Source organism: Methylobacterium sp. Leaf87, assembly GCF_001422775.1.
Classification (GTDB): Bacteria; Pseudomonadota; Alphaproteobacteria; order Rhizobiales; family Beijerinckiaceae; genus Methylobacterium.
In genome coordinates this window covers 19,307-44,782 of sequence record NZ_LMMI01000021.1, presented here as the reverse complement: position 1 = coordinate 44,782, position 25,476 = coordinate 19,307, and the positions used below count along the sequence as shown (strand labels likewise).

Here is a 25,476-nt window from a genome sequence, read left to right as displayed (position 1 = left end):
CCGGAAGCGACCCTCGCCTCAGCTCAGGCCTTCCTCTACGCCGCCGCCATCATGATCCTCGTCCGAAGGCTGGGCCGAGCGTCATGACTTATCGGACGGACTCTAAGGCAGCGTCAGTGTTCTACATCCGTGAGTTCGCGAACCGTAAGCGCTTGTCGAGGCTTTTCGCTAGCGCCGAATTCAGGCAGGTCTGGCGCGTAACCCCGGAAATGAGGGGCGAGATATCTCAAGAGCGGGGTCATATGTAGCGGCTCGACATTCTAAGCCCGTGCACCAGGATCACGGGCAGGCGGTCATCCGGTACGGCGTCAATCGAGACGCGGGCATGCATGGTCCGGCCGTTGACTCGAACCTGCCTGGCTGCGAGCCGGCCCAAATACACACTTCGATCTTGCCGGCCACGATGCTGAGCGGAGGCGTTGATCAGAGCCAAACCGGCCAGGATCCCGCCCGCCGTCACGAAGATCCACCGCAGGCTCACGTTGATGATCCGTTCCAACCAAAGTCGGCCCCGAACGGAGCGCCTGCGTGAGTCAGCCTTGCGCAACCCTATCGCCTAGGAGTCAAAGCCATGTAACAGCCGAGGTTCGAACCGCAACGACAGCAGCGCGCGACGTCTCCCTTCTGGCCGGTGAATCTACGCGCATCCGATGCCTCACCTTAACCTCTCGCTTACCCAAACCCGCGAGGTTGCGGGCCTGCATTCGCTGAAGAGACAGCATGTCCGACACCATCGACACCGTTGGGATTGCCGGCGACCGTATCCGCTCGATCATCGAGCGCGTGGAGAAGGTTGAGGAAGAGATCAAGGACCTCATGGAAGCCAAGAAGGAAATCTTCCTGGAGGCCAAGGGCGAGGGCCTGGACGTGAAGATCCTCAAGGAGATTCTCAAGCTGCGCAAGCTGGATCAGGACGAGCGGGACGAGCACGAGACGCTCCCCGACGTCTACATGCGCGCGATGGATGCTCCCAGCCCGGCTCCAATGGCGGAGGCGGCCTGAGCGGCAGTCGAGAACATTACCGAGCGATAAGCTGCCGTGGGGGTCAGAGGATTTCCACGGCAGCGCGCATCATCTCATCGTTGACGTCGATGTAGCGCTGCGTGGTCGAGAGATGGCGGTGCCCGGCGAGCATCATAATGGCCTTGGGCGAGATACCGGCGTGGGCCAGGCGCGTGATGAACCATCGCCGGCCACTGTGGCTCGATCCGCCATCTAAACCCGCTAGGTCGTACCAGCCTCGCATAAGCTGACACAGCGTGTTCGCGCTGAACGCCGAGCGCTTCTGAGTGATCAGCACCGGCTGCAGCAGGGTAGGGGGCTGAGCGAGGCTGCTTCGGTACTGCTCCACCTCCTTGCGGAGCCGAACGTTCAGGAACACCACTCGCGCGTGGCCCCCCTTGGTGACGGCCGCGCTGAGCCGCAGTTGCTCGCGAACCTTCCCGTCGCCCTCGACGAGGTCACCCCACCTGAGGGATGCAATCTCTCCCACGCGTAGCCCGGCCAAGTAGCTCAGCATGAGGGCCATTCGGTTGCGAGGCCCGTATTTGCCCTGACTCACCACCGCTGCAAGCCGCCGGAACTCCGCCTCGGTAGGCACCCTAGCCTGCTTCATTAGAACCTCATGCTTTGTGCGGATCAGCGACAAAGCATGCTGTTTCCAATTGCCTGAAAGGGCGAGGCCTGGAACAAAATCAGCAACAGCAAGGACTTAGCTTGATATCAAACATCATCAAACACAGCTTTTGTGATGTTATGGGTTGGCCTGCAGCTCACCTTTTTGTTGTGCCCGCACAGCCACCGGACGCATCTGCGGTAACAATTATGCTCCCGCAACCGTACGACGTAGTTAGCTGAGATATATATCAGCAACTGTTTATCAGAGAAATGACAGATAATAAAAAAACTAAATTATATTTTCTATTTGTGATCTCAGCCTGAAATATTGATAAATTCCATGCGTTAACCGACGAGAAGAAACGGGATCCAAGTGCTAAATTTGCACTACCCAACAGGATTTATGATCGGTTAAGCTGCCCCAGAAGAGTGCATTGAGCGAGCATCCAAACCTGCTCTGCCGAGCTGTAAAGGGGTAATCAGATGAGTTTTGCTATTGCGCCGCCGACTAACCTTTACAGGATCAAATCCGCCAAAAATGAACAGCTCGCGCCAACTCTTGTAAGCTAAGCTGCCATTGCTGTCGGCGAATCTGCGCAAAAAACATAGGATGGCGCTGCTCTCATTGCAGAACACCCTTAGGCTCCGATTCCAACATACTTAGAATTGGGTGAAACATTGACATTAGAGCTTTTGCGGCTCATGGCGGCCTCGCGTGCGGGCGATCGCCGCGAGGGTATATATTTTCGTCAAGGTAAGGCGGCGTTTCAGCTACCGGGCGCAGGCCATGAAGCTCTCGCCGCATTGGTAAGGCATATCCGACCGGGCGATTATGTCTTCCCGCATTATCGCGACCGCGCAATCATGTTGGCTCTCGGCGTCCCGAATCGGGAACTTGCGCTGGCCTTTTTTGCGAAAGCCGAGTCAAGCTGCGGTGGAAGGCAGTTGTCCAGTCACTTCAGTGATCGGGCACGAAATGTCGTTTCGTGTGGATCTCCAACAGGGATGCAGTGCCTTCCTGCGGCGGGCGTCGCGTGGGCCCTGCAACTCGATGGTTCTTCGAACTTAGTCGTTTGCAGCCTTGGCGACGCTACAACGCGCGAGGGAGAGTATTACGAGGCTATTTCGTTCGCTATCCAGCTGAGGCTGCCGATAATATTTCTTGTAGAAGATAACGGATACGGAATCAGCACTCCAACTAAAAAACTTAATCCTTATACTCTGAAGAGCTTATCCAGCGAACATTGCGTCAATGTTGATGGCCGGGAGACGAGCGCCGTCGACAGAGCGTTCGAAAATGCGGCCCGGAAAGCGAGATCTGGTAGAGGTCCTACTGTCGTCTGGGCGGAGGTCGACAGGCTTTACTCTCATACTTTGTCAGACGACCATAGAGTCTATCGGACGCCCGAGGAACTGGCTCTCGCAGAAGAGCGCGACCCAATCAAAGCTTTGAGCCGTCAGCTTATTGAGGCAGGCACCCTCACTCGCGAGCAGTGCAACTCAGAAATTAGCGATGCCGCGCATTGTATCGATAAAGATTATGAAGATGCTTTCTGTGCCGCCGATCCCGATCCTTTGACTGCTTTCGAGCACACTTTCTCTGCTCGACCTCTTCGGGAGTTTACTCCAAGCTTGAAGCCAAGCAGCAGCGCCACGATGCTACAGGCGATCAACGAAACGCTAGGCAGCATGCTCGATACAGACGACCGCATTTTGCTGTTTGGCGAAGATGTGGAGGATCCTAAAGGAGGAGTATTTGGGCTAACCAAAGGTCTTTCAACGCGATATCCGCAGCGCGTCTTCAACTCACCTTTAGCTGAGGCGACGATTGCCGGGGCCGCCGCTGGACTCGCCATTGCGGGCTTCCGCCCCGTCGTGGAGCTTCAGTTCATCGATTTTGTCGGTCCTGCGTTCAACCAAATTGTAAATCAGATTGCCACGTTGAGATGGCGGACGGTAGGTAAGTGGTCGTGCCCATTGACGATTATTGCTCCCTGCGGAGCATATCTTCCCTCGGGTGGTCCCTGGCACAGTCAGACCAATGAGGCTTGGTTCGCTCATGCGCCAGGTCTCCAGGTAGTGATGCCTAGTACGCCTACTGACGCCGCCGCGATGCTACGTGCCTCGGCCTATGGCGATGATCCCGTTCTATTCCTCGTACCCAAGCACCTCCTTCGCATACGTCAGCCTGTTGCCGGAGATGATCCGTTGCGGATTGGAGAAGCGCGAGTCTGTGTCCCCGGCGACGAGGTCACCATCCTAGCCTGGGGCAACACAGTAGAGCTGGCAATCGAAACAGCACGGATTGCTTCATTCCAAAACATAAGCGTCGAGGTCATCGATCTTCGTTCTATTGTTCCTTGCGACTGGAAAACTATCCACGCAAGTGTCCGCAGAACCGGTCGTCTCATCGTAGTGCAGGAAGATAATCGGACCTGTAGCTTCGGGCAGAATATTATCACGGAACTTATGGGTGATGCAAAGACCTGGGACGCGATGTTCGCCCCGCCTCAACACGTGTCTCGCGGCGACGTACACGTCGGCTTCCACGTTGCGCTTGAGGCAGCTGTACTCCCAAGCGTCATTGACATCCTTCACGCGGTGAAACGCGTTATGGAGCATTAACATGAGGCGGGTAGTGGTCGCCGTGCCCCGGCTGGGCGAGGGCATCGAGGAAGTTCGTGTCGTTCAATTGCTTGCGGATCTGAACGACACCGTGGCTAAGGATCAGCCGTTAGCGGAAGTCGAAACCGACAAAGCGACGCTGACTATCGAGAGCCCCGAATCAGGGACGCTCAGGGAGATACTTTGCCGGCCAGGCGACGTACTCCGCGTTGGCACCCCCATGATCGCTATTGGCACCGCCGAGGAGCAGACGCCGAAGCACGAGCGCGACCTCAACACGAACAGGCTGGCAGAGCATCCATTCTCTGTTCTTATTGGACGAAGCGATCAGGTCCGGACAGGCCAAAGGAGACAGCCAAATCGAGCGATCATTGAAGGTGAGGGAGAGGACGTCCTAGGAGGAGCACACCCACCCAAGCACGTCCTCACGGCGCGTCAGAGCGCTATCGCTCGACTGCTCCATGAGTCGCTGTCTGTCCCACATGCTACTATCGAAATGAAACTCAACTGGTCCGGTGTGGAAAAATTACGCAGAGCAAGGAGCTTACAACTCAAGCCGAGCGGATTGGAACTTGTTGCCTGGGCCACCGCGAGGAGCATGGTCGCCCACCCCCAATTTCGAGCGCTTCGATCGCGTCAGGGTGGATACCAGATAGGTCTCCAGGCCAACCTCGGCATTGCGGTCGCGCTGCCGGAAGGCGAACTTGCTACTGTGCCCCTGCTGGCCGCTGACGCCCGAGATTTACAGGCCTTGGTCTCAGATATGCGGGCAGCTGTCGCGAACACCGAGGGATTGGCTTCGGCCACAAATGTATCATTGATCATCAGCGACATGTCCACGTTCGGGGTGATCAGCGCCACGCCCGCGGTGGTCTTGCCCAGTGTGGCAACCCTGTTCATTGGGGCTCCCGAGTGGGTACCGGATCGCGGCGACAAGGACGAGATCGTTTGGAAGCGCTCCTGCCGACTAGTTCTCGGATTCGATCACGCCCTCATCAACGGCGCCACAGCGGCCCATTTCCTAGCCGACATTGTCGACTTCTTGTCGGCTGATGAGTCGGCCTTCGACGAATTGAGCGAGGCAGTAAGATGACCAGTGGAACTGCCGTTACGCCTGACGGAGCAGCAGAAGCTTCTGCCATTGACGATTGCCTGAATCGAGCAGGTGATCTGTTCAAATTGAACTCGGTAGAAGAGGCGTCGCATCTTCTATTCAGCGAGCTCGCGTCCATTCGCGCCACTATGGAGGAGAGCCGGTGGCGAAGGTGCATCTCCGTCGCAAGGGAGCATCCGATATTAGCCTTGGTACACCAAAGCCCTTTCGTCCGTCACTGCTACTTGAAGCCACGCGGTTACCCAGGCGACGCTGTGCTTATAGACTTTATTTACCGCGAGCCGATCCCTGCTGAATATCTTCGCACCGACACTGAAGCGGGCGAGACCTACTGCAACCCCTTCGTAAACATGCGCCCGGCTGAAGCAGTTAGAAGGCGACGTGAGTTCTTCGCCGCCGAGATAGACGCCGTGGGAAATAGTTCATCCGGTGGTTCTGTGCTGGCCGTTGCCTGCGGTCATTTTCAAGAATTAGCATTGTGTCGTACTCAGTTCAACAGTCAATCCTGCCGAATTGTTGGCCTTGACCAGGATGAGTTAAGCCTCACCTTTGCGAAAAACCGTTTCGCTCACATCACGGGTTTAGAAACCCTATGCGGATCGGCCTTCAGTCTTTTGGCTATGGACAACGATATCGGTCACTTCGACTTAGTCTACGCGGCTGGCTTGTACGACTACCTGCCGCAAGACGTGGCGCGCCGCGTATCTCGCTGCCTTTTCGAGATGGTGAAACCCAATGGTGTGCTGATCATCCCCAATTTTCTCACTTCGACGTTGGGCGCAGGCGCAATGGAAGCCCTCATGGATTGGTGGCTTATATACCGGGACGAACATCAAATTCGCGATTTCGCAACCGAGATACCGATCCATGAGATTTCCTCGATCACGTATCGTAGCGACCTCGACGAGATCGGTTATTTACGCATCGAAAAGTCAGCCTAACGACATCTTGATAAATTGGAGGGGCGCGTGACTGTCGTATTTATGTTTCCTGGGCAGTCGTCAAAGTGCCCCGCACTGCTCTCAAAATTTGAGAAAATGGGGGGTGATTGTCGTCATATCCTCGACGAGGCATCGGAGGTCTTGCACGATGATATTCGTCGGCGTTTCAACCCAGAGAGTGCAACGCTCTTCCAATCAAATCGCGACGTTCAAACGGGAATATTCGTAGCTAACCATATTCATGCACGGATGCTAAACGTTCACGGAGTCCATGCGAAGGCGTCGCTTGGTTTAAGCTTGGGCGAGTACAATCACCTCGTTGAAATTGGCGCGCTCTCTTTCGGAGACGCTCTGCGGCTAGTCGCTAACCGTGGGGAGGCATACGACTGCGGACCGGCCGGACTTATGGCCGCAGTCGGCCCGTTGTCGCTAGAGGATTTATCGGTTGTCATTGCGAAAGCTCAGCAGGCTGGCCTAGTCGAAATCTCAAATCAAAATTCGCCGTCGCAGCATGTAATCTCTGGAACACGACAGGGCGTCGAAGCCGCACTCGAAATTTTGGAGGATGAATACTTTGTTCAGGGCGTTGTGATTGATCACAACATCCCAATGCACTCGAGCCTGTTCGTCGGAGTGGCACAAAAGTTCGGTGAACACCTAGCGCGGGGGGCTTGGCGTCAAGCGCGCGGCTTCTACCTGTCGAACGTGACAGCGGTTCCGATTGAGGATCCTTCGCCCGCGGTTCTGACTGAACTCCTCACGGCACACGTTCATAGCCCCGTGCTCTGGCGCCAATCGGTTGAGGCGGTCGTGGCGCGGCACCCTGATGCCGTATTCATTGAAGTTGGACCGCGCCGCGTCCTGTACAATCTCCTTCAGTCGAAATGGGTTTCTAACAGGAAGCTAAAAACTGATGGTGAGAGTGGAGCTGCGCCTGATTTCGCCGCAATCGCTGTAGCTCTGAAGGATATGGCGCATGCGGCCTGAGCATGTCATTGCAGTCGTTCGGCGAACCCGTAACGTGCAGATCTGGCCGCATGCAAGCGACGCAGCCAACAACTATTGCATAGACGTGGGACCTGTCACGGATTTGCTCCCCCACCGCGATCCCTTCCTGCTCGTCGACAAAATTCTCGAAGCGGATCTGCTGGGTCAGCGGCTTCGCGCAGAATACGTCGTTAGGCGGGACAATCCGATTTTCGAGGGACATTTTCCCGGCGATCCGGTCTACCCCGGGGTCCTGCTTGTCGAAACCGCTGGTCAAACAGCAGTCTGTCTCGCTAATCTTTTGTATCAACAGGACGAAGAAATCGGGGCGACTCCGCAGATTAGAGCTACCCGCCTGCACCACGCTTCCTTCTTTCACATTGTCCGGCCGGGTTACACCCTTGAAGTTCAAGTAGCTATTCTTGAATTAGATTCTATTACTTGTACATTCGTTGGTCAAGTCTGGGCGAAGGGTCTCCTATGCTGCCTAACCGTGGGAGAGTTCTATGTCGCTAGTTCCTAAGCGCGTCGTAGTCACTGGTATGGCGGTCAATACGCCGCTATCAGACTCCTTGACTGGTTACCTGGACGCGCTACTTGCCGGACAATCCGCGATCTCAAAATGGAAAAGCTTCGACGCAAGCAGGATCTATAGCAAAATAGGCGGAGACCTTGGTGATTATAACATCAAATCAAGGCTTGCCGCGCTCGCGGATAGCGGTGTTCCGCTAGACTACATAGAACGGTCGCGTAAAATCATCGCTAAAGCGCCTTGGTCGGTGAGTCTTTCAGTCCTCTTAGCTTTAGACGCATGGCGAGACGCCTCATTATTTGGTAGTGACATTGACGCGGATCGCGTTTGCGCGATCGTTGGAGGACAAAACATACAGAACAGGTACCGCGTCGCCAATCAGCAGACGTTTGAGGAAGAACCAGATTACATCGACGCGCTCTATGCCATCCATTCACACGACACCACACACATAGGATGCGTCTCTGACGCTCTCAGACTACGCGGCTCAGGGATGCTCGTAGGCGCAGCGTGCGCCACGGGTGCCTATGCCTTGCGCGCGGCGGTGGATGAAATCAGGTGGCACGACGCGCCCGCCGCGGTCGTTGTGGGTGCAGTTTGGGATTTCGCACCCATGGATATGCACGCCATGGCGCTGATCGGCGCAATTAGTCAAGACAGCTTCAATGACTGCCCGGAGAAAGCGAGCCGACCTTTTGATAGACGCCGCGAAGGTTTCGTGCCGGCGCACGGCGGCGGCGCCATTGTGATCGAGGAAGCTAGCCACGCGGAGCGAAGAGGCGCCCAGATCTACGCCGAAGTGCTCGGTGTCGAAACATGTATCGACGGAAGCTATCTACCGACACCATCTGAAGAAGGCGAGGTTAGAGCTATGACCCGCGTTCTCGAAGCCTGCGGTGTCTCGCCGAGCCAGATCGACTATATCAACGGGCACTTCACGTCGACGCCGCTAGGCGACATCGCGGAAATTCGCGCTGTTAAGCGCGTCTTTGCCGATCATGCCAACCAACTTAAGCTTAATGCTACAAAATCTATGACAGGCCATACTATGAGTGGCTCAGCTATCGTTGAATTGATTGGCGCTATCCTTCAAATGCGAGCTAGCCGGTTGCATCCAACTATAAATGTCGATGAGCCTGACTCTGAAATCGATCTCGACGTATGCGCGAATAGTTCCGTCACCTGGCCAGTTCAACACTTCTTGAAGAATACTTTTGGGTTTGGGGGGCTGAATGCGTCTATTTTGGTTCGAAACACCGCGGTTTAGGAGGTTTTTTTGAAGTACCTAGTCACCGGAGGATCTCGAGGGCTTGGCCGTAGGCTTGTACTAGATTTGGTCGAGGCTGGTCATTCTGTCGCGTTCACATTTCTAGCCGATGAAGCGGCCGCCGCGGAAGTTGAAAGCGAAGCGCGCCAGCTTCATCCTTCTGGCGTTTGCGTTGCTGTGAAGCTTGATCAGCGTGATCCCGCCATGGTCGAAGACGTGTGCTCGTACATCATCGATAAGTTCGACGGAGTCGATGTGCTGATCAACAATGCGGGAGTTAATCGCAACGGCTTAGCGATGTCAGTCAGCGACGAGGATTGGAAGGAAGTTCTAGACACGAACTTGTCGGGGCCATTTTATCTCTCTCGGCAATTATTACCCTGCTTCCTCGGGCAACGCCGAGGCCGCTTCATCCACATGTCCTCTGTCGCTAGCAACGGTGCGACTGGACAGATCTGCTATGCGGCGAGCAAAGCGGGACTCGCCGGCTTGTCTGGGACGTTGGCACGGGAGTATGGGTCGAGGGGCATCACAAGCAATGTGCTCGTTCTCGGCATGCTCGCGGGGGGTATGTCGCTGAAGGATGCGAGTGAAGATAATCGCAAGACGTGGAAATCGCTTTGCCCAGCGCGCCGAGAGGGCGACCTCGGAGAAGTTTTCGGAATGGTGGACTACCTTGCCTCGGATGCTGCGTCCTTCGTGAATGGTCAGGAAGTTTTCCTGACCGGCGGCATGAACTGGATTCCGTGACATGCCTGCAGACTTCAAAGAGCGAGCTGTGCTGATCACAGGCGGTACACAGGGTATAGGTTTAGCGACGGGCTTAGCGTTTGGCCGGCTCGGTGCTCGATGCGTCCTTACGCATCGTTGGGGATCGGCCGACGACGCCGAGATTAGAAAACTGTTCGCTGACAATGGCGCTGCGGAACCCTTAATCGTCGAAGCGGATGCTGGTCGAGACGAGGATACGCTACGGCTTGTTCGTGATTTAAAGCGAGAGCTTAGCGCAGTCGACGTCTTGGTATCCAACGTCGCCTTCGGCCAAGTTACGTCAGGGCCGGAAGAGTATACTCGTCGCGGACTTTTGTCCGGAATCGAGTATAGCGCTTGGCCAATAGTCAGTTATAGTCAAGCTATTTTGTCTGAGTTTGGCGCTCTGCCTGAGTATGTCATAGGCCTCTCGTCGCATGGACCGGATCACTTCATTCCGGGTTACGACCTTGTAGCTTGTGCTAAAGCCGTTCTTGAGACAATCGCCAAGTACCTTGCCCATCACTATGCACCGCAGGGTACAAAAGTGAATGTAGTACGGGCTGGTATGGTGCACACTGCATCGCTTGAGGCCACATTGGGTCTAGAGCACATCGAAACCATCAAAGCACGCTTACGTGGCCCACTTATGCAGCCTCGTGATGTAGCCAACGTTGTTGTCGCATTGTGTAGCGGGTACATGGATGCCGTCTCTGGGCAAGTGATAACTGCGGACCGGGGATACTCCTTTTCCTAACGTAACCATCCTAACGGAGACGAACGATGGATCGCCAAGAGATTCTTGATCTTGTAAAGACGAAAGCGTCAGAAATCATCCCAGACCTCGACCCAGGATCGATTGATTCGTCTAAGTCATTACAAGAATACGGAGCGTCAAGCTTGGATCTTGTGGAACTCGTATCTGCAATGATGCGCGAGCTAAAGGTAAAAATTCCTCGATCAGAACTGAGCACCATTAAGACCGTAGACGCCTTAGTTGACTTGCTCATAAATTCGGGCGCCAAATAGCGAACTTAGCCGTCATCATGCCGATATATGATTTGATATATTTTATCGCATAAGAGGTTAAGATCTCCGTAAGTGTCAGTTCGGTTGCTCATTGAGCAACTGAACTGACACCTATAGCGCCCCCCATCCCAGATAATAAGCGCTACTTGAAAAGTTTAAACCGAAGGTACGTGTTGCTTTAGAGGTGGCTCGTGCTGACCTGAATGTGCATGCGGGTTCCACCGCGAGCAGTAACTTTTTTCATGTAACGGGATGGCGTGAACGGTCGTCCCCCAATGGAGAGACCGTCGCACCGCAGGGTCCAGCGACGCTTGGTACTGCTGGAAGTTTGGTTTGTCGTTCCATTTGGATCCCCCTATCGTCGATCTTGGCAGTAGCATAGGGATGACATTCACAGGCCGGAAGCGTGAGAAATTGAACGTCCGTTTCATTGCAATGCCGGTCCTTAGATAGACAGGGAGCACACGACTCGATCCTGCCGGACGTCGGACGTGAGCTTTTCAAGTTTAACGCTCAAAGGCAGATTGGCTGAAATCCGTTGATTATGGTCGTTAATTTGACACGCAAATCACGAATAGGTTGAGCGATCGGAACACCACGATGACCCTGAACCAGATAATCCGATGTCAATCTGAGGTTGAACTACGGGATAACGGTAGTAGCGTTTCGGCATGAGGGCCACAGAGGCTCCATCGGAGATGCAGATGTCGGTGCTTAAGACCCTCAAGCTCAGCAATGCCGCCCCCGTCGCCACGGCCAACGATCCACTGGCACGTGCTCGTGACAAGCTGCTAGGCAGCTTGGCCGATCAGCGGGCCTTTGCCAGCGCGGTAGTGGCCGGGGAACTCTACACGCCGCCCAAGAACCTCGTAAGCCGCAAGAACGAAGCAGGCGAACGGGTTCGTGTGGAGGTGAGCCGCCGAATGCGCAAGGGTTGGTTCGAGGACGGCACGGGCACCGTGCATTTCGCGGCCCGAGTGGCCGGCAAGCCGCTGGAGCTGGCCAAGGGCAAGCAAGCGGTGGAAGTGGGCACCTTGGACAAGCTGCAGTCGGTCATCGATACGCTGATCGAGGCGGTTCGCGCGGGGGAGCTGGACGCGCAGATCGCCACCGCTGCCGAGGCACGCGGGCTGATGATGGCGGAGCGCCGCAAGCCCCGGGCAGCTTGAGCGCTAGCGGTGGCGGTGAGCGGCATGGTTGATCGTGCCGCTCACCACTCCGTATGGCACGCACGGCGGGTTCACCGCGCCTGCCACCAAAGACTGCGTTCTGCCGGTTTTTATGAGCGTATTCTCAAGAGCTTAGGCGCGCCGATATCGTGGCCAGCAGCTTGGGTGCAGAAATGCGAGATCCATTGCTCGCGAGACCACCAATGGCCTTCGCAGCCCATTCCCGGCCGCTGGTCAGTGCGCGAGACCCAATGGTTTGGTGAGATCCACGCGGAAGCGGATAGCCTGATCGAACAACGGAGCTTTTCGGTATTGCCGATCACGCCGCCACGAGGGGGCGCTCTTATCACCAACCAACTGCGTTTCGAAAAGACCCAACCACGTGAGTGGCCGCAGCACCCGGCTCTCGAATGCATAGCCCGCGAAATCCGCCGGGCCTTGGTCCAGCGCAGGGTCCCACACGGTGCAGCTGCGCATCAGGTCCTCGCGAGCGACCCACTCCGGCGACATCAGGGACAAGCACCACAGCACGATGCCGATGTGGTTCTGCGGCCAGGCCTCCACGGGCACGCGGTCGAAATATCCGAGGTTGATCCTCCAGAACACCGTCTGGAACAGGCAGCGGAACAGCTCACTGGCCTGCTCCTCACGGCCCAGGGCCACACCGGCTTTGGTCACGAGCAGGCGCTTCTCCCGCTTGCGCATCAGCTTGGCGGTCTGAGCGATGAGCCGGGTGGCCTCCACGGGCATCACGTCGATCTCGTTGAGCACTTTGTTCATTACGAGCACCTGGGCCTTGTCATAGTCGGGCCAGCTCATGGCATCGAACATCGCACGAACGTCGGCGCGGCACAGCGCCCCCGTGGCAGTGAGCGTGAGGCCGGTGTGAGCCTGAGCTCGCTCGATCATCTGACGCGTGGTCGCGACCAGCGGCGCGGCCATCGCGGCATCCCCGCCGGCATCAATTGCGATCACCTCCGGCATTCCCCTGCCCGGGCGATCCAACAAAGCATCCAAGCTGGCGTGCGTGAGAAGGCTCCAGACCGGCGGGTGGGTGAGCGTCGTCATACGAGAATATGTGCCACCGCACCGGCGGTCGTGGCCAGGGCTTTCAGCGCTGCTTCAGAACGCTCACCCGCGCAATCGAAGGGCTTTCGTGCTGCAGGAGTGCTGAACTCGATGCCCGCCGGTGCTGGGGCTTCCTGGGCGCAGGATGACAGCTGTCGCTCCGGGGGAGGGCGCATAGGGAGGTGTGGCCGTGCCCATCTGATCCCCCAGGGCATGCGAGGGTAACCGATGCGGAGGCTCTGGCTCACCAGCACGGCCATTGGCACGCTTGCGGCATGGTACTCGGGCCTCGATCCATTCGCCCCCTACCTGTACGAGTTCATCATCCTCGGCGCGTTGGTGTTCGGCGCGGGCTTTCTCATTCTCGTGGCCGGCGTGCTCGGCAGTTCCACCCTCATACTGCTGGTGGTGGGAGCGCTCCCCCTGGCCATGGGCTACAGCGAGCGCATCCTGCAGGGGGAGATCAAACCCAGCGGAGCCTTCCAGCACTACGGCGCTGATGCCCCCGTGGGTCTGGAGACCCGGATCGAGGGATCTCACCTGTATGGGCGCATCATCAATCGGCATGCCCGGGACTGGCTGCGCCTGGCCATGGTCCGCTGCACGCCGGCATACGCCAATGGCAAGCCCAGCCAGCGGGTGCGAGAGATCTCCGTCGGTGCTGGCGGATGGCTGGCACCCGGTGAGGGGGTGGAGCAGCGGTTGCTGACGAGTGACGGAATCCTGTGGGAACCCGGCATGATCATGACGCTCACCACCTGTAGCATTGGCTCCGCCGATTTCTACGCGGACCCCGAATTCAAACCCGCGTTCACCTTCGCCAAGGATAGGGACAACCGCTACGTGTTCAATGTCACCAACACGCGCGGTGATGCCAACCTCACACGGGTCAGTTTTTCCTGCTGGGTCCTGAACGCTGCGAGTGGCAGCCGCCCTCACAAGCAGGATCTGCGGGTGATCCCTCTGTACGCGGACGGCACCAGCTATCGCGTGCCACCTGAGCAGCGAATAACCCTCTACAACACCCAGCTTTTTGCCGGTCGCAGCATCACAAGCTGCGCCGTGAAAGAGGCTTCGTGGAGCCATTGACCAGCGCGTCAACAGGGTCGCCGCTTCACACTGCCGGAGCCTCCGGGTTGGTGCGTACGGAATATCGGTCACGTGCTGTGATCCGGTCGGTCGGGAGATCGGGCATTGCACGCCCAAACACTTCCTGCTCCAGGAAGACCCGCTCAATCTCCAGCTGCGCCTCGTCGCAATCTGAATACCAACACCGCCGCGTGCCGCTCCACCGGAAGCTGCGTCGTTTCAGAGTGTCCTTGGACTCGAACGGGGCTCCTTGCGCCCATAGACGAACAGTGGGCCGGCGGGCAGTTTCAAGCAGGGCCGACAGGGCCAGCCTTCCAGAGGCCTGTAGCGGTTGCGCCAGCAGAGCCATGAGGGCGTGGCAATCATCAATCGCCCGGTGGCCCTTATGAAAAAACCCGTAGTCGATCAGTAGGTAGCCCAGTTTCATGCCTTCATGCCCCTCCGCCCGCCACGGGATCTGATGGCAAGAGCAGGCCCAGTTTTTCTCCGTGAACACCGGCCAGCGAGCTTCGCACATCTGACGATCAAAGCTGGCATTGTGCGCGATCACCACGGCGGCGTCGGCTGCCAGGGCCTGCACAGCGGCGTCATTGATGCGCTGCCCGGCCACATCGGCGTCGGTGATACCGGTGATCCGGGTAATCTCGGCAGGGATGGGTTTTGCCGGTTGATGAAGCTGATTGAAGGTCTCCAGCAGACGGTAGATACGGCCGCTGGCGCCATACTCGAATTTGAGGATGCCCAATTCGATCACCTCATCCGCGACGCAGTCGGTGCCAGTGGTCTCGGTGTCGAGGATCAAGCCAATGAAGGTGGGCTCGTCGAGCGCATCCGAGCACGCTATCAGGGGCTCCAACCGACGCAGCACGCGGTAGTCGCCAGTGGCTTCGAGCACTGCAGCGATGCTATCGAGAGGCTGGTTCAAAAACGTTCCTCTCCGGCAGTGCCCTTGGGTCCAGTGCACCCGTAGATATTTGGTTAATAATATCCACCTGGGACAGCCTTGAAACCTGCTGGGATAAGCCAGCTATCAAATAGAATTTGCTCTGCGAGTTTGAAGCGCATGAATGCTTTATTGAATACATCGCCATCTGCTTGCTGAACGCCATACTCAGGAACCATCAGACATATCATGACAATCTCAGCACCATCGCGGACAAATATTGCGCCAAATCCATAGCCCTGCGCAAGCATAGATTGCTCTATCTCATCGCAACGATCGCCTGTTATTTTTAGGACTCGCTGACCTTTGGCGGATATCCCAAGGAGACCAGCCGCATCCAGTCTGTTTAGAAGTTCGATTACGCTTGCCATTGACCACCTATTCTCAGGGAATAAGGCAATACCAGGCAGGGTACTAAAAAGTTGATACCTAGAAGATGGAGCAATGGTATAAGGCATTTCCATGGTGAAAAAATTTGCCTTCGGCACAAACAGTCTTCAAAGCCTTCCCTACAGCGCAAATTAACCGGGGAAATGACTTATGCCGTTTTATACATACGAAATAGAAGATGCGGGTAACGAGCATCGTTATCTCAATCGACAACCAATAAAACTAGCAGGTAATGGCCTAATCCAGAAAGCATGGAAACGGACCCATCATGAATGCGAGGGTCCTTGGGCCGTTTCCAATAGAGAAATGCTGCAAGCAGGGGGAATAAACCCAAATCGATCTATTGTAATTGATACCTCCCCGAAGCGAAACACCGTTAGTCTCTTTGAGCTCAAGTATGTTCTTGGCGTCACATATGGCTGGACGCCTATTTGCCTAATCCTCGAAGAATTATTCTCAGACTGGGACGCAGGGATCGATCCAGAATCCTTCAAGCGGAACTTCCTCGACGGAACATCCAATCGGAGAAAAGTTCGATCAATACTTTATCTGCAAGAAAGCTGGCTATGGGGCGGAGCGGGTCGGTTCGCGGCAGCCTTACTTTGGGAAGATGTTTGGGAATTTTTTAATACATGGCAATCTCCAGAACATGGACCGCAGCTTTGAGTAAACCAACCAGTTAGTATCATGTATGTAAAAGTACTGACTGTCACAACGCACGAACTACGAACCTCAATCTCTCAAACCCACTTCTCTTACACATCAACCACTCCACGTACTCACGTATGTCCTCTTGACTCCACCAACTACGAACAAATCCCAAACCCCTTGTGGCAACACAGTTTTCCTGGCTTGCGCCTTTGAAGTCCCGTTCAATGCGGAATTTCAATGCGTATCGGATCACCCCTTTGATGTTCCTCACCACGCTCCGGTCGCGATCGAACGGCTTCACGTTCACCTGGTAGGGCGCACCATGCCCCCTGGCTCTCAACGCATCAGCGAACTCCTGCGCCGTCACTTCACCCAAACCAACGATCCCGTGCAGATGCGGTCGCCACACCGTGCTCTCGTGACTTTTCGCGAACAGCGGCCATCCCAACCCCTGCATGGCGAGCCGCTTGTTCCGGCCGAACCCGGTGAGATCCCCGTAGTCGTCCCGGTCCATCTCCCACCACCCCGTCAACTGCACGGCATTCCAGCGCGGGTTCTGCCCCCGTTGATACGCGATCATGTTCCGGATTCGTCGCTTGGTCGCAGCGATGGCGGGGTCCACCCTGCTCAGGTCCAGCGTGGGCTCCAGCAGCAGCGTTAGGAACGCCAGCTGATCATTGGCCACCCCGGCAAACGCATGCCCCAGTGCCCGGCCCGTTTCCTTGCCTCGGCGACGTAGAAAGCACCTCGGGCACAGCGGTACCCCGCACACCCGCATGTTGTTGCGGTTTTCGTCCATATCACCGCAGGCAGCCATCCTCTCGTACAGAGGGTTCATCATGCCCAGCGCTGCCAACACCTGCGCCCGTTGTGCCTGCATACCCGGACTCAGCCATCGGATCTGACGCCGCTCCCATGGCTCGAACACTCGGATCAGCGCGGCACGGAATTCTCTCATCCTCTCATACGACATCGGGTGCTCCTCAGTTTCGCCTGAGGTATTTAGCCATGTCCGATCCGGTCATTCACAGGGTGAAATCCACCAACGGGGTTGGCGGAAACATATGACCCGCCAGTCTCACGCCTGACGGGTCATACGCCTGTACAGATCAATTAATCGGACCACTAGGGCGTGTCATCGCTTGAGCCAGTCGAGGGCGGCCGCGAGGCAGAGGACGCCGATGAAGCTGGCGGCGGTTTTCTCGTATCGGGTGGCGATGGCGCGCCATTCCTTGAGCCTGGCCCAGAAGCGCTCGACCTGATTGCGGTTGTTGTAGATCCAATCCGGGCAGGCGACGGGTGCCTCGTAGCGCTGAGTTGGGATCGCAGGCCGTGCGCCGATGTCCCAGATGTGCTCACGGAAGGCGTGGCTGGTGTAGCCGCGATCCCCCACCACCCATTTGGGTACACCCGGCAACTGGTCGAGCAGGGGAACGGCGTGGGGCAGTTCATGAGCCTGTCCGGGCGCCAGTCGGAAGGCGATGGCCCGTCCGCTGCCGTCCGCGATCACGCAGGCCTTGGTGCCATAGCCACCACGCGAGCGGCCAAGAGCCTCACGAGTGTCTCGCTCGGCCCCAGATCCCCCCTTTTGGCAGCCCCCGCCGCCTTCTGGTGTGCCCGCACGTTCGTGCCGTCGAGGAACACCATGCCAAGTTGGACGCCTCGCTCCTGCACCAAGCTGAGGAGCCGCTCCCAAACGCCGGCACGCGCCCAGCGGATGAAGATCTGGGCGGCCCGCCACCAGGGACCCAGATCCTCCGGAATGGCCCGCCATTTCGCCCCGTTCTGATGCCGCCAAAGGATGGCCGAGAGCATGCGTTGCAGGTCCTGCGGCGGCGTCTTGGCCTTGGGCCGGCAGGCCTCAACCAGGGGCTCCAGTTCAGACCATTGCGCGTCGCTCAGCATCATCCCTCCTACCTCAGAAAGATGAAAACGCGAGCCCCGGCAATCCGTTCAGGCGATGACAGGCCCTAGTTATCGAAATCTGAAGCTGACATTTACTAGGAAGAAACGCTTGCGGCTCGTCGTGAACCCTCGGAAGGTCCGCTTGGGGGAAGCTTGGTAGAAGACGCTCAACGTCCGGGTCGGGTGGATTGAAGCTGGTCCGCTTTCAAGCGCGATTTGCTGAAAGCGCTGGCCATCGTTGCGCCCGTTTGCGCCTCCCTCACAAAAGTTCGGAGGGCTCACCTCCCTGCACCTTGGTGGATAAATTCATAGTGATTGAGTTTGCCTGATAAGGTTTCCCAATTTATACGAAAATAACAGAATGCGCGACGTGCATCAGGTGCCGACGTATGCTCCTCCCAACCGCCGTCGAAATCGGTCTCCGGATTGCAAATCTTAGGAATTAGGTGCACTTTCTCGCGATCGCACCAAAGTGATCTACGTGTGGGCTTGTATCGGAAATTGGAGCGCTCTTGATGGACCGCGTACACGCAGGTCGCTGCCTTGAGGTTGCCCGTGAATTGCGCGCGGCGGCCGAAGAGACACGGCGGACGCTCCAGACCTCGCGCGAACTGGTCCGGCGCTCGCGTGAGCAAACCGCCGTAGGGCCGCAAGCATCCCGCGACAGCGGCGACCCCGGCCCCTCGAATAAGTTGGTGATGTCTCTCATCGAAGCCTACGAGGCCGCGGAAGACGAGTCCGACACCCAGACCCGCCTGCTCCTCGCTCGCGTGCTCCATCATGTCGGGCATCGCATCGTTTGCGAGATGGGACCGCGGGCGGCCGGGATCGCCATGCATTGATCGACGCGGCGCAGGGATCAGCGGAAAGCCACGATGAACGGTGACGATCCGAAGGGCGACTACCTCGTTATGCTAGACCGCATCGCCCAGTCTCTGGGTGTTCCTGTCGCGACCTTTCAGACAGCCTACCCGGATGAGGCACCGGACACAGAAACCGCCCTGGCGGGGCTGGATCAACTCTCCGAAGTGATGGCGCTGATGCGTTTGTTCGTGCGGCTGAAGAGCCCCGAGGCACGAGCCCGCTGCCTCGCCTACGTCGTGCAGGAAGCCACGAACGACGGCTGATCCGCGCGGCCATCTTCGACATTGGGCGAGAACGCATGAAGCTGAGGTCGACGAATGGCGCGGCATTGATCCGAAGGCTCAGGACGCAGTGATGAACAAGGACCACTTCCCGATCGTCGGCATCGGTGCGTCCGCGGGCGGCATCGAGGCGATGCGGGGCTTCTTCCGTGGGCTGCCGGCAACGCTGGAGGCGGCCTTCATCGTCGTCACGCATCTCAACCGGGAGCATAAGAGCCTGCTACCGGACGTGCTTGCCGGGTTCACGCATCTGGAGGTCGAGCCTGCTACCGATGGTGTGTCGGTCCGACCTGGCCGCGTCTACGTCATGCCGGCCGGTTTCGTCATGGGCATCGTGGACGGTCGGCTGACGTTGACGCCGCTCGGGGAGGGCCGAGAGACCAAGCCGATCGACATCTTCCTGACTGCCTTGGCTCTCGACCAGGGAGATCGTGCGGTCGGCGTGATCCTGTCCGGCGGCGACGGAGACGGCGCTATCGGCATCAAGGTGATCAAGGAGCGAGGTGGCCTGACCTTGGCCCAGACCGCGGATGGCGACGGCCCCGAGACCGCCGACATGCCGCTCAGCTCGCTGCGCACCGGCTTCATCGATTTCGGCGAGACGGCTGTACGGATGGGCGACCGGATCGCCGCGCACATCGCCGCCGTGCCGGATGCGCAGGCCGAGGCGGTCGCGGGGGAGCTTGACGCTGAGCTACTCAACGAGATCTTCGCCATACTCCGCTCGCAGGTCGGCCATGACTTCTCGGGGTACAAGCCTAGCACCTTTGTACGTCGCCTGCAGCGGCGCATCATCGTCGTCGGCGCTGCCGGGCCGGACAGCTACTTAAAGCTGCTGCGTTCCAATCCGGCCGAGGTTGGAATGCTGTTTCGGGATCTGCTGATCGGTGTGACGAACTTCTTCCGCGACGCCGCCGCCTTCGAGGCTCTGGCCACCCACGTAATCCCAAAGCTGTTCGACGAGCGCGCGGCGAACGATGTCGTGCGGATCTGGGTGCCGGCCTGCTCGACCGGCGAGGAGGTTTACTCCCTGGCCATCCTCCTGCGCGAGCACATGCTCACCCTGGATGAGCCGCCGCGCGTGCAGATCTTCGCCACCGACATCGACGAGCGCGCGCTCACGGTGGCCCGGACCAGCCGCTACCCGACGGCCTACCTATCTGCCGTCTCGCCCGAGCGGATCGCGCAGCACTTCGTCGTCGAGGGTGACAGCGCAACGGTCGCCAAGGCCGTGCGTGACCTCTGCACCTTCGCCCCGCACAGCGTACTGCGCGACCCGCCGTTCTCGCGCCTCGATCTCGTCTCCTGCCGCAACCTGATGATTTATCTCGGCGTCGAAGCCCAGCAGCAGCTGATGCCGGTGCTGCACTACGCTCTATGCCCGCGCGGCTACCTGTTCATCGGGATGTCCGAGAACGTGACGCGCTTCGAGGATCTGTTCGAGACGATCGACAAGCGGAATCGCATCTTCCAGGCTCGCGACGCGATCCCGCCAGCCCGGTTGCCGTCGATGTCTGGGCTGGACACCCCAATCTTCGCAGGTACCGGCCAGTCGCACCGGCGCAACGCCACAACGCACACGGCCCTGCGACACACGGTCGAGACGCTGATGCTGTCCGAGTTCACGCCGCCCCATGCCGTCGTGACGCGGACGGGCGAAGCCGTACACTACTCGTCGCGGATCGGCGATCATTTGGAGGTCGTGCCGGGCCAGCCGACCCGGGAACTGGCCGCGATGGCGCGCAAGGGCTTGCGGCTGGATCTCCGAACGGCTCTGCGCGAGGCGATCGAGGGCAACACCCGGGTCGTACGCGACAGCATCGGCGTCGAGCTGCCGGATGGCCGTCTCCAGTCGATCTCCCTGGTCGTCAAGCCACTGAACGCGCCCGGCGCAGGCGAGCCGCTTTTTCTGGTCGTGTTCAACGAAGCTGCTGTGCCTGTCGTGAAGGAGCGGCAGAAGGCCCTGGAGGCGAACGAACGGGACACGGCACTCCAGGGCCTGGAACGCGAACTGAGCGTGACGCGCGAACGGCTCCAGGCGGTGATCGAGGAGTACGAGACCTCCCTTGAGGAGCTCAAATCCTCGAATGAGGAGCTGTACTCCGTCAACGAGGAGATGCAGGCCGCCAACGAGGAACTGGAGGCATCGAAGGAGGAGACGCAGTCTCTGAACGAGGAGCTGCATACGGTGAATGCCGAGCTGACGTCCAAAATCGAGGCCGTCGACCAGATGAGCGACGACCAGTCCACGCTGTTCGAGGGCATGAACGTCGCTAGCGTGCTGCTAACGCCGGATCTCCACATCCGCATGTTCACCGCCGCCGCGGCACAGATCTTCGGCCTGCAGCCGGGCGACGTTGGTCGGCCCTTGAGTAACTTCTCGGCGCCGATCCCCCTGACGTGGCTGTCGGACGAGATCCCGACGGTGCTGGCGACGAGCCGGCCCTCGGAGCGGACGATCGAGAGCGCAGACGGCGCCCGCTACCATGTCCGGTTAATGGCCTCGTCCCGAAAGAGCAGCCGGACACCCGGGATCGTCGCCAACTTCACGAATCTACTGGAGCAGGTATGACCGACGGGTTTGAGCACCGCGCTCAGGACCTTGGTGGTCCGATTGCGCGGGCGTGACGCGGGTACGGTTGCATGCTCACGAGCAGCGAACGTCGACACGGCTTCGTAGAGCTTGGCCCCACCCATAAGAGAGCAGCGAGCGTCGCCGGCATAATCCGAAAATGGAACGTCAGCTTTTTGGTAGTAGGCCAAGATCCGATTACCGCCCCGAGCCGAAACTGTGATCCTGGCGACCAATGACTGCTTTTGGCATGCGCCAATTGCTCTTGGTAAGGCCGGGATGGGTCGGGGGCGGAACGTCCGCTTCAGCGCAAAGTTCATTGCCCGCCCCCAGCCCGTTGTAGACCTCAGAGGGGGCGAGCATCAGATTCAACTACAAGAATAGGGATTGCGCCTCCATGAGGTGATCCGGATGCATGGCCTGGTCAAGGTCGAAGTCGGGGTATTGCTCCACGATAGCCCTGAGCAGCCGCGCCACATCATCGTTGAGGTAGATTGTCTGCGGGGCCAGCCTAGCTGTGCTGCGCTTGGCGTTCTTGAGATCATCCACGCAGGCATCGGGAAACCCAGTCGTAACGAGCCAATGCACGATTTCCCCATACGTGCGGCGATCACCGGTATCGGGATCAGTCAGACTTACGCCCCATTCGTCGCGAACCAATGCGCGCAGAAATTGCCGGTAGAGGTGTCCCAGAGGGCCATCGCCACGCAGGCCCACGCCAGCCGCACGCACGGGCGCGGCCATGGTGTGGTAGGCCTCCCAGGCCATGAAATCGGGCAGCGTTTTGAGTAGCCTGCCCGGCACATACCCCGTGTCCTCGGGCCTACCCTGACCGCGACTCCACGACTTGAAGCGTACGATGGCTTCTCGCGCCTCAGCCACATTGCGCCAGGGCACACTGTCAAAAGCCAAGTGCATCCGGCCCTGTACGGCACGCTCCACCGCTTGCACCGGTCGTCGCTTAAAGTCGTACTCCAAGTTCAACCGAGGGTTCTTCTTCACCTCTACGAGATCACTCTCAGTGTGCCACTGCTCCTGCAGGGATATCAGCGAGGTTTGGACATGCTGTTGCCCAGGCACGCGATTCAGAAACAGTCGCAGCATGTAGTCGTTGTGCTGGTCCCGTGGCGCATTGGGCTTTACACCGGCCTTGGCCAGCACCGGATCAGGACAACCGGGCAGGAAGGCGCCAGTGAACACCCCACGGGTCCGCATCAGGACTGGCTGCGCCACGCGATGCTTCTCCACGAGAATGTCCTCGGGTCCCAGCGGGCGACCATCCTCATTCGGGAATAACCGTTCGCGCACCTCCCGGAAGATTCGGCAAAGTGCACGGTCGAGACACAATTCCTCGCGAGTCGCATCCGTGAGAAACCCATCCGTGGTCGCACTAACAACGGTCCGGTTCTCGGGCACCCCAGCCAGGATCTCACCCAACAGGGCTCGCACGAAACCGCTGACAAAGGCCGCAAACCATGGCGATGTGATCACCGAGGGCGGCATCGTATCCATACGGCCTAGCCGAGGATTGAACGCTCGCTTGATCTGTACGCCTTGAGCGGTCTTCCCATAAAGACTGTTGCCAATCTCCTTCAAAAGAAGACCTTTCAGCGAGTCTTTACCGGCCTGTTGCCGTTGGGTTTGGATGCGGCGCGTGAAGCTTTCGAAGATGGGAACGTTCGACTGCCAAGGGATGATCACCCCGAGAAGAATTTCTAGCTGGGCCCCCTGATTCCGGGCAGCAGCGATTTCTGAAGCCGTGCAAACGCTCACGCCCTCAAGCGGAAACAGCAGTCCGCTATCGCTTCGAACCGGCAGGCTGGGATGCCGAGTACCCGGCGGAAAAGCGAACCGCACCTGTGCTACCCCCATCACATCGGGCTCGTAGTCAACAAGGCGCTGTGACATGTACGCGTTGGCATAGTCCAGCGGTTTCAACAAACACATCGCGGTGGTGTAGGCACCGGGAAGATCGAGATCGTAAAACACACCATTCGCAGTTGGCCCGAACGAATAAGCCTCACCCCGACCACCGTGATAGCCCAACGCCGCAAGTTCATCGAACACCTGACGAGAGAAAACGGACTGCCGCTCGACACTGGTACGGAATTTCCCGGTGACGGAACTGTAGATAGTTTGCTTGACCGTCTCAAAGCTGAAGGCTTGCTCCATTGAAAGGCCGGTTCGTTGGATTTCCTGTCGAGCTATGGCGATGGCAAAACCTGCTAGAGAAGAGGGCAAACGCTTGAGCCCCATCTCCTCGGACAAACTCTGAAGCTTGAGCCCATACTCCAGAGCGATACGCGCATCCTGCAAAGCGTACGCGTCAAACCCCTCGCGATCAGCCGCGAGGAAAGAATCCATGCGGTCAATCCGACGCCCCTCGGGCAGCACCACCTTGCTCATACCAATCAGCTTGGCCGCCGTATCCAGGCTCCCACGACCGGGTGTGAGAAGCACGGTGTCAGCGAAGCGCACGGACACGCGTCGAGGAGCACGCCCTCGACCACCAGCCCATAGACTCATGGAGTTTCGACGGCCTTCATCGCTCTTTCGCTTGGAAGGCTCAGGGTCTTCCGACGCTAGGTCGAGATCATAGCGCACCGAGGCAGCTGTGAAGGTTCGCCCGATGCCATCGAACTCGCGCTTGCGTGGCCAAAAGTTGTCGAACGCGGTGATATCCGCGCGCAGGAAGTGGCAAAACACCGTAATCCGCTCTGGCCAGTCCGGAAGCACGCCTTCCTTGATCGCCTTCCGAATACCCAGCTCCAGCAGGCGCTCCAGCGTCAGTCTGTGCCGCCGCGTTTTGCCGGTGGTGTATCGGATGATTTCAACGCGCTGCCCATTATGGTTGAGCACCAATTGGTAGCTGAGGATCTGGTTGTAAGGCTTGCCCGTGACGGCATCGACCTGCGTGACCCATTCCGCATCGATCCCGCAGGCGATGTGAATGGGTGGCGAAATGAAGGGTTTGGATGAGGCCCGGAGGCGCGTCTTGAGTGATGAGCGACCGCCGGGTGGTGTAGCGGTTCCTGTATCCCCATCGGAAGTTTTACACCACTCGAAAAATCCATTTTCCGCAGACACTTAGCAGACCTCAACAGCGGGAGGGAACAAGCACTGGCGCAACAAAAAAGGGGAGCCCGTGCGGGCCCCCCTTCTCATTGTGTTAGTCGAGGTCGATCAAAGCCCAAGATGGCAGATCGACCTTCCGACCGATGTTGTGCTGTGCCACAGCACGGCTGATGTCCCGGATGATGAGATTCGGATTGTCCTTGTGTTCACCCGGGAAGTCGGATGGATCAAGGATGACTAGAGCCCTGTTACTGGCTCGATCACCCAAAATGACAGATCCGTCATTCGTAGATCTAACCGATCCAATCGCCGAAACCACACAACCCGAAGAGGTCGGGCCTGGAAAAACTAGGAATGGGTCGTTCGTGATGCCTTGTCGTGCCATGTTGCAGCCTTTCTGCAGACGTCGTTGCAAGAGACGACGGGCAAAAGACGCAGGGGGCCACACAATGCACGCACGCATAGGCGATCCACCGCGTGCCCTTGCACGTCGATAGATCGCCTGATCAAGGCTAAGCCTCTCGGTAACTCCGAGAAACTCACCCTCCCGCTATATGCGAGAGGTACTGAGGTGTTTCTGCCCTCAGCGGAGTCGGTTCGCTTGCGC

At 58.1% G+C, this 25,476-nt stretch carries 23 protein-coding genes and 1 pseudogene; 16 read left to right on the top strand and 8 right to left on the bottom strand.

Going from position 1 to position 25,476, the window contains the following annotated elements; translation table 11 throughout:
• Window positions 1–87, top strand: a pseudogene (locus tag ASF22_RS23810) (IS5/IS1182 family transposase); the annotation flags it as partial.
• 151 nt (window positions 88–238) lie between these two features.
• On the opposite strand, the gene ASF22_RS24890 reads toward ASF22_RS23810, so the two are convergent.
• The gene (locus ASF22_RS24890; RefSeq protein ID WP_244474272.1) at window positions 239–499 is read right to left on the bottom strand and encodes a hypothetical protein; all 261 of its coding nucleotides are present in this window, start codon (window positions 497–499) and stop codon (window positions 239–241) included.
• Between the two features lie 221 nt (window positions 500–720).
• Here ASF22_RS24890 and ASF22_RS12220 point away from each other — a divergent pair, with 221 nt between their 5' ends.
• Window positions 721–1,002 carry a DUF2312 domain-containing protein gene (locus tag ASF22_RS12220; protein ID WP_056264631.1) on the top strand — a complete coding sequence of 94 codons (282 nt, stop codon included), beginning with the start codon at window positions 721–723 and terminating at the stop codon, window positions 1,000–1,002.
• Window positions 1,003–1,045: 43 nt separating this feature from the next.
• Here ASF22_RS12220 and ASF22_RS12215 read toward each other — a convergent pair whose 3' ends face one another.
• Window positions 1,046–1,615: a site-specific integrase gene (locus ASF22_RS12215; protein WP_056264640.1), complete on the bottom strand. Its 570-nt coding sequence runs from the start codon at window positions 1,613–1,615 to the stop codon at window positions 1,046–1,048.
• 704 nt (window positions 1,616–2,319) lie between these two features.
• Here ASF22_RS12215 and ASF22_RS23080 point away from each other — a divergent pair.
• The 9 genes from ASF22_RS23080 to ASF22_RS12190 all read left to right on the top strand — a co-directional run bounded on the left by ASF22_RS23080 (window position 2,320) and on the right by ASF22_RS12190 (window position 12,031).
• A complete protein-coding gene (locus ASF22_RS23080) occupies window positions 2,320–4,242 on the top strand; it encodes an alpha-ketoacid dehydrogenase subunit alpha/beta (protein ID WP_082483675.1) in 1,923 nt (640 codons plus the stop codon).
• A 1-nt stretch (window position 4,243) separates the two neighbouring features.
• On the top strand, window positions 4,244–5,335 hold the full coding sequence (locus ASF22_RS23075; protein ID WP_082483674.1) for a 2-oxo acid dehydrogenase subunit E2: 1,092 nt from the start codon (window positions 4,244–4,246) through the stop codon (window positions 5,333–5,335).
• A complete protein-coding gene (locus ASF22_RS23070; protein ID WP_082483673.1) occupies window positions 5,332–6,297 on the top strand; it encodes a class I SAM-dependent methyltransferase in 966 nt (321 codons plus the stop codon). The genes ASF22_RS23075 and ASF22_RS23070 overlap by 4 nt, the downstream gene beginning before the upstream one ends.
• A 27-nt stretch (window positions 6,298–6,324) precedes the next feature.
• The gene (locus tag ASF22_RS23065) at window positions 6,325–7,284 is read left to right on the top strand and encodes an ACP S-malonyltransferase (RefSeq protein WP_156647688.1); all 960 of its coding nucleotides are present in this window, start codon (window positions 6,325–6,327) and stop codon (window positions 7,282–7,284) included.
• Window positions 7,274–7,807 (top strand): 3-hydroxyacyl-ACP dehydratase FabZ family protein, encoded by a 534-nt coding sequence (locus tag ASF22_RS23060; RefSeq protein ID WP_082483671.1) that lies wholly within the window; start codon window positions 7,274–7,276, stop codon window positions 7,805–7,807. Before ASF22_RS23065 ends, ASF22_RS23060 begins: the two co-directional genes overlap by 11 nt.
• Window positions 7,791–9,083, top strand: a complete 1,293-nt coding sequence (locus ASF22_RS23055; protein WP_082483670.1) for a beta-ketoacyl-[acyl-carrier-protein] synthase family protein — start codon at window positions 7,791–7,793, stop codon at window positions 9,081–9,083. The genes ASF22_RS23060 and ASF22_RS23055 overlap by 17 nt, the downstream gene beginning before the upstream one ends.
• 9 nt (window positions 9,084–9,092) lie before the next feature.
• Window positions 9,093–9,833, top strand: a complete 741-nt coding sequence (locus ASF22_RS12195) for an SDR family oxidoreductase (RefSeq protein WP_082483669.1) — start codon at window positions 9,093–9,095, stop codon at window positions 9,831–9,833.
• 783 nt (window positions 9,834–10,616) lie between these two features.
• On the top strand, window positions 10,617–10,862 hold the full coding sequence (locus ASF22_RS23045; protein ID WP_082483667.1) for a phosphopantetheine-binding protein: 246 nt from the start codon (window positions 10,617–10,619) through the stop codon (window positions 10,860–10,862).
• 704 nt (window positions 10,863–11,566) lie between these two features.
• Window positions 11,567–12,031 (top strand): hypothetical protein, encoded by a 465-nt coding sequence (locus tag ASF22_RS12190; protein ID WP_056264616.1) that lies wholly within the window; start codon window positions 11,567–11,569, stop codon window positions 12,029–12,031.
• Window positions 12,032–12,265: 234 nt separating this feature from the next.
• Here the strand turns inward: ASF22_RS12190 and ASF22_RS12185 are convergent, their stop codons facing one another.
• A complete protein-coding gene (locus ASF22_RS12185) occupies window positions 12,266–13,099 on the bottom strand; it encodes a hypothetical protein (RefSeq protein WP_056264613.1) in 834 nt (277 codons plus the stop codon).
• A 228-nt stretch (window positions 13,100–13,327) separates the two neighbouring features.
• Between ASF22_RS12185 and ASF22_RS12180 the strand changes: the two genes are divergently transcribed.
• The gene (locus ASF22_RS12180) at window positions 13,328–14,188 is read left to right on the top strand and encodes a hypothetical protein (RefSeq protein ID WP_056264610.1); all 861 of its coding nucleotides are present in this window, start codon (window positions 13,328–13,330) and stop codon (window positions 14,186–14,188) included.
• A gap of 25 nt (window positions 14,189–14,213) precedes the next feature.
• Here ASF22_RS12180 and ASF22_RS12175 read toward each other — a convergent pair whose 3' ends face one another.
• Both ASF22_RS12175 and ASF22_RS23805 read right to left on the bottom strand, forming a co-directional pair.
• Window positions 14,214–15,113: a 3'-5' exonuclease gene (locus tag ASF22_RS12175; RefSeq protein WP_056264606.1), complete on the bottom strand. Its 900-nt coding sequence runs from the start codon at window positions 15,111–15,113 to the stop codon at window positions 14,214–14,216.
• A gap of 53 nt (window positions 15,114–15,166) precedes the next feature.
• Window positions 15,167–15,619: a hypothetical protein gene (locus tag ASF22_RS23805; protein ID WP_156647687.1), complete on the bottom strand. Its 453-nt coding sequence runs from the start codon at window positions 15,617–15,619 to the stop codon at window positions 15,167–15,169.
• Between the two features lie 52 nt (window positions 15,620–15,671).
• Here ASF22_RS23805 and ASF22_RS23800 point away from each other — a divergent pair, with 52 nt between their 5' ends.
• Window positions 15,672–16,187 carry a hypothetical protein gene (locus ASF22_RS23800; protein ID WP_156647686.1) on the top strand — a complete coding sequence of 172 codons (516 nt, stop codon included), beginning with the start codon at window positions 15,672–15,674 and terminating at the stop codon, window positions 16,185–16,187.
• 43 nt (window positions 16,188–16,230) lie between these two features.
• Here the strand turns inward: ASF22_RS23800 and ASF22_RS12170 are convergent, their stop codons facing one another.
• Both ASF22_RS12170 and ASF22_RS12165 read right to left on the bottom strand, forming a co-directional pair.
• On the bottom strand, window positions 16,231–17,145 hold the full coding sequence (locus ASF22_RS12170) for a hypothetical protein (protein ID WP_056264603.1): 915 nt from the start codon (window positions 17,143–17,145) through the stop codon (window positions 16,231–16,233).
• Window positions 17,146–17,307: 162 nt separating this feature from the next.
• Window positions 17,308–18,077, bottom strand: a protein-coding gene (locus ASF22_RS12165; protein ID WP_156647684.1) for an IS5 family transposase whose coding sequence is annotated in 2 segments (ribosomal slippage) — window positions 17,308–17,762 and window positions 17,762–18,077 — 771 coding nt in all. Because the reading frame shifts where the segments join, the coding sequence is not laid out codon by codon here.
• 698 nt (window positions 18,078–18,775) lie between these two features.
• Here ASF22_RS12165 and ASF22_RS23795 point away from each other — a divergent pair.
• From ASF22_RS23795 to ASF22_RS12155, 3 genes are all read left to right on the top strand, one after another.
• Window positions 18,776–18,919 (top strand): hypothetical protein, encoded by a 144-nt coding sequence (locus ASF22_RS23795; RefSeq protein WP_156630122.1) that lies wholly within the window; start codon window positions 18,776–18,778, stop codon window positions 18,917–18,919.
• A 33-nt stretch (window positions 18,920–18,952) separates the two neighbouring features.
• Window positions 18,953–19,204, top strand: a complete 252-nt coding sequence (locus ASF22_RS12160; protein ID WP_056264600.1) for a hypothetical protein — start codon at window positions 18,953–18,955, stop codon at window positions 19,202–19,204.
• 91 nt (window positions 19,205–19,295) lie between these two features.
• The gene (locus tag ASF22_RS12155) at window positions 19,296–21,794 is read left to right on the top strand and encodes a CheR family methyltransferase (protein WP_056264596.1); all 2,499 of its coding nucleotides are present in this window, start codon (window positions 19,296–19,298) and stop codon (window positions 21,792–21,794) included.
• A 372-nt stretch (window positions 21,795–22,166) separates the two neighbouring features.
• On the opposite strand, the gene ASF22_RS12150 is transcribed toward ASF22_RS12155, so the two are convergent.
• The gene (locus ASF22_RS12150) at window positions 22,167–24,881 is read right to left on the bottom strand and encodes a hypothetical protein (RefSeq protein ID WP_156647683.1); all 2,715 of its coding nucleotides are present in this window, start codon (window positions 24,879–24,881) and stop codon (window positions 22,167–22,169) included.
• Between the last annotated feature and the right edge of the window lie 595 nt (window positions 24,882–25,476).

What these genes read in the sequence shown, in the direction of transcription:
- ASF22_RS12220 (WP_056264631.1), top strand. Translation starts at nt 721, where the DNA reads ATGTCCGACACCATCGACACCGTTGGGATTGCCGGCGACCGTATCCGC.
- ASF22_RS12215 (WP_056264640.1), bottom strand. Translation starts at nt 1,615, where the DNA reads ATGAAGCAGGCTAGGGTGCCTACCGAGGCGGAGTTCCGGCGGCTTGCA.
- ASF22_RS23080 (WP_082483675.1), top strand. Translation starts at nt 2,320, where the DNA reads ATGGCGGCCTCGCGTGCGGGCGATCGCCGCGAGGGTATATATTTTCGT.
- ASF22_RS23075 (WP_082483674.1), top strand. Translation starts at nt 4,244, where the DNA reads ATGAGGCGGGTAGTGGTCGCCGTGCCCCGGCTGGGCGAGGGCATCGAG.
- ASF22_RS23070 (WP_082483673.1), top strand. Translation starts at nt 5,332, where the DNA reads ATGACCAGTGGAACTGCCGTTACGCCTGACGGAGCAGCAGAAGCTTCT.
- ASF22_RS23060 (WP_082483671.1), top strand. Translation starts at nt 7,274, where the DNA reads ATGCGGCCTGAGCATGTCATTGCAGTCGTTCGGCGAACCCGTAACGTG.
- ASF22_RS23055 (WP_082483670.1), top strand. Translation starts at nt 7,791, where the DNA reads ATGTCGCTAGTTCCTAAGCGCGTCGTAGTCACTGGTATGGCGGTCAAT.
- ASF22_RS23045 (WP_082483667.1), top strand. Translation starts at nt 10,617, where the DNA reads ATGGATCGCCAAGAGATTCTTGATCTTGTAAAGACGAAAGCGTCAGAA.
- ASF22_RS12190 (WP_056264616.1), top strand. Translation starts at nt 11,567, where the DNA reads ATGTCGGTGCTTAAGACCCTCAAGCTCAGCAATGCCGCCCCCGTCGCC.
- ASF22_RS12185 (WP_056264613.1), bottom strand. Translation starts at nt 13,099, where the DNA reads ATGACGACGCTCACCCACCCGCCGGTCTGGAGCCTTCTCACGCACGCC.
- ASF22_RS12180 (WP_056264610.1), top strand. Translation starts at nt 13,328, where the DNA reads ATGCGGAGGCTCTGGCTCACCAGCACGGCCATTGGCACGCTTGCGGCA.
- ASF22_RS23800 (WP_156647686.1), top strand. Translation starts at nt 15,672, where the DNA reads ATGCCGTTTTATACATACGAAATAGAAGATGCGGGTAACGAGCATCGT.
- ASF22_RS12170 (WP_056264603.1), bottom strand. Translation starts at nt 17,145, where the DNA reads ATGTCGTATGAGAGGATGAGAGAATTCCGTGCCGCGCTGATCCGAGTG.
- ASF22_RS23795 (WP_156630122.1), top strand. Translation starts at nt 18,776, where the DNA reads ATGTCTCTCATCGAAGCCTACGAGGCCGCGGAAGACGAGTCCGACACC.
- ASF22_RS12160 (WP_056264600.1), top strand. Translation starts at nt 18,953, where the DNA reads ATGAACGGTGACGATCCGAAGGGCGACTACCTCGTTATGCTAGACCGC.
- ASF22_RS12155 (WP_056264596.1), top strand. Translation starts at nt 19,296, where the DNA reads ATGAACAAGGACCACTTCCCGATCGTCGGCATCGGTGCGTCCGCGGGC.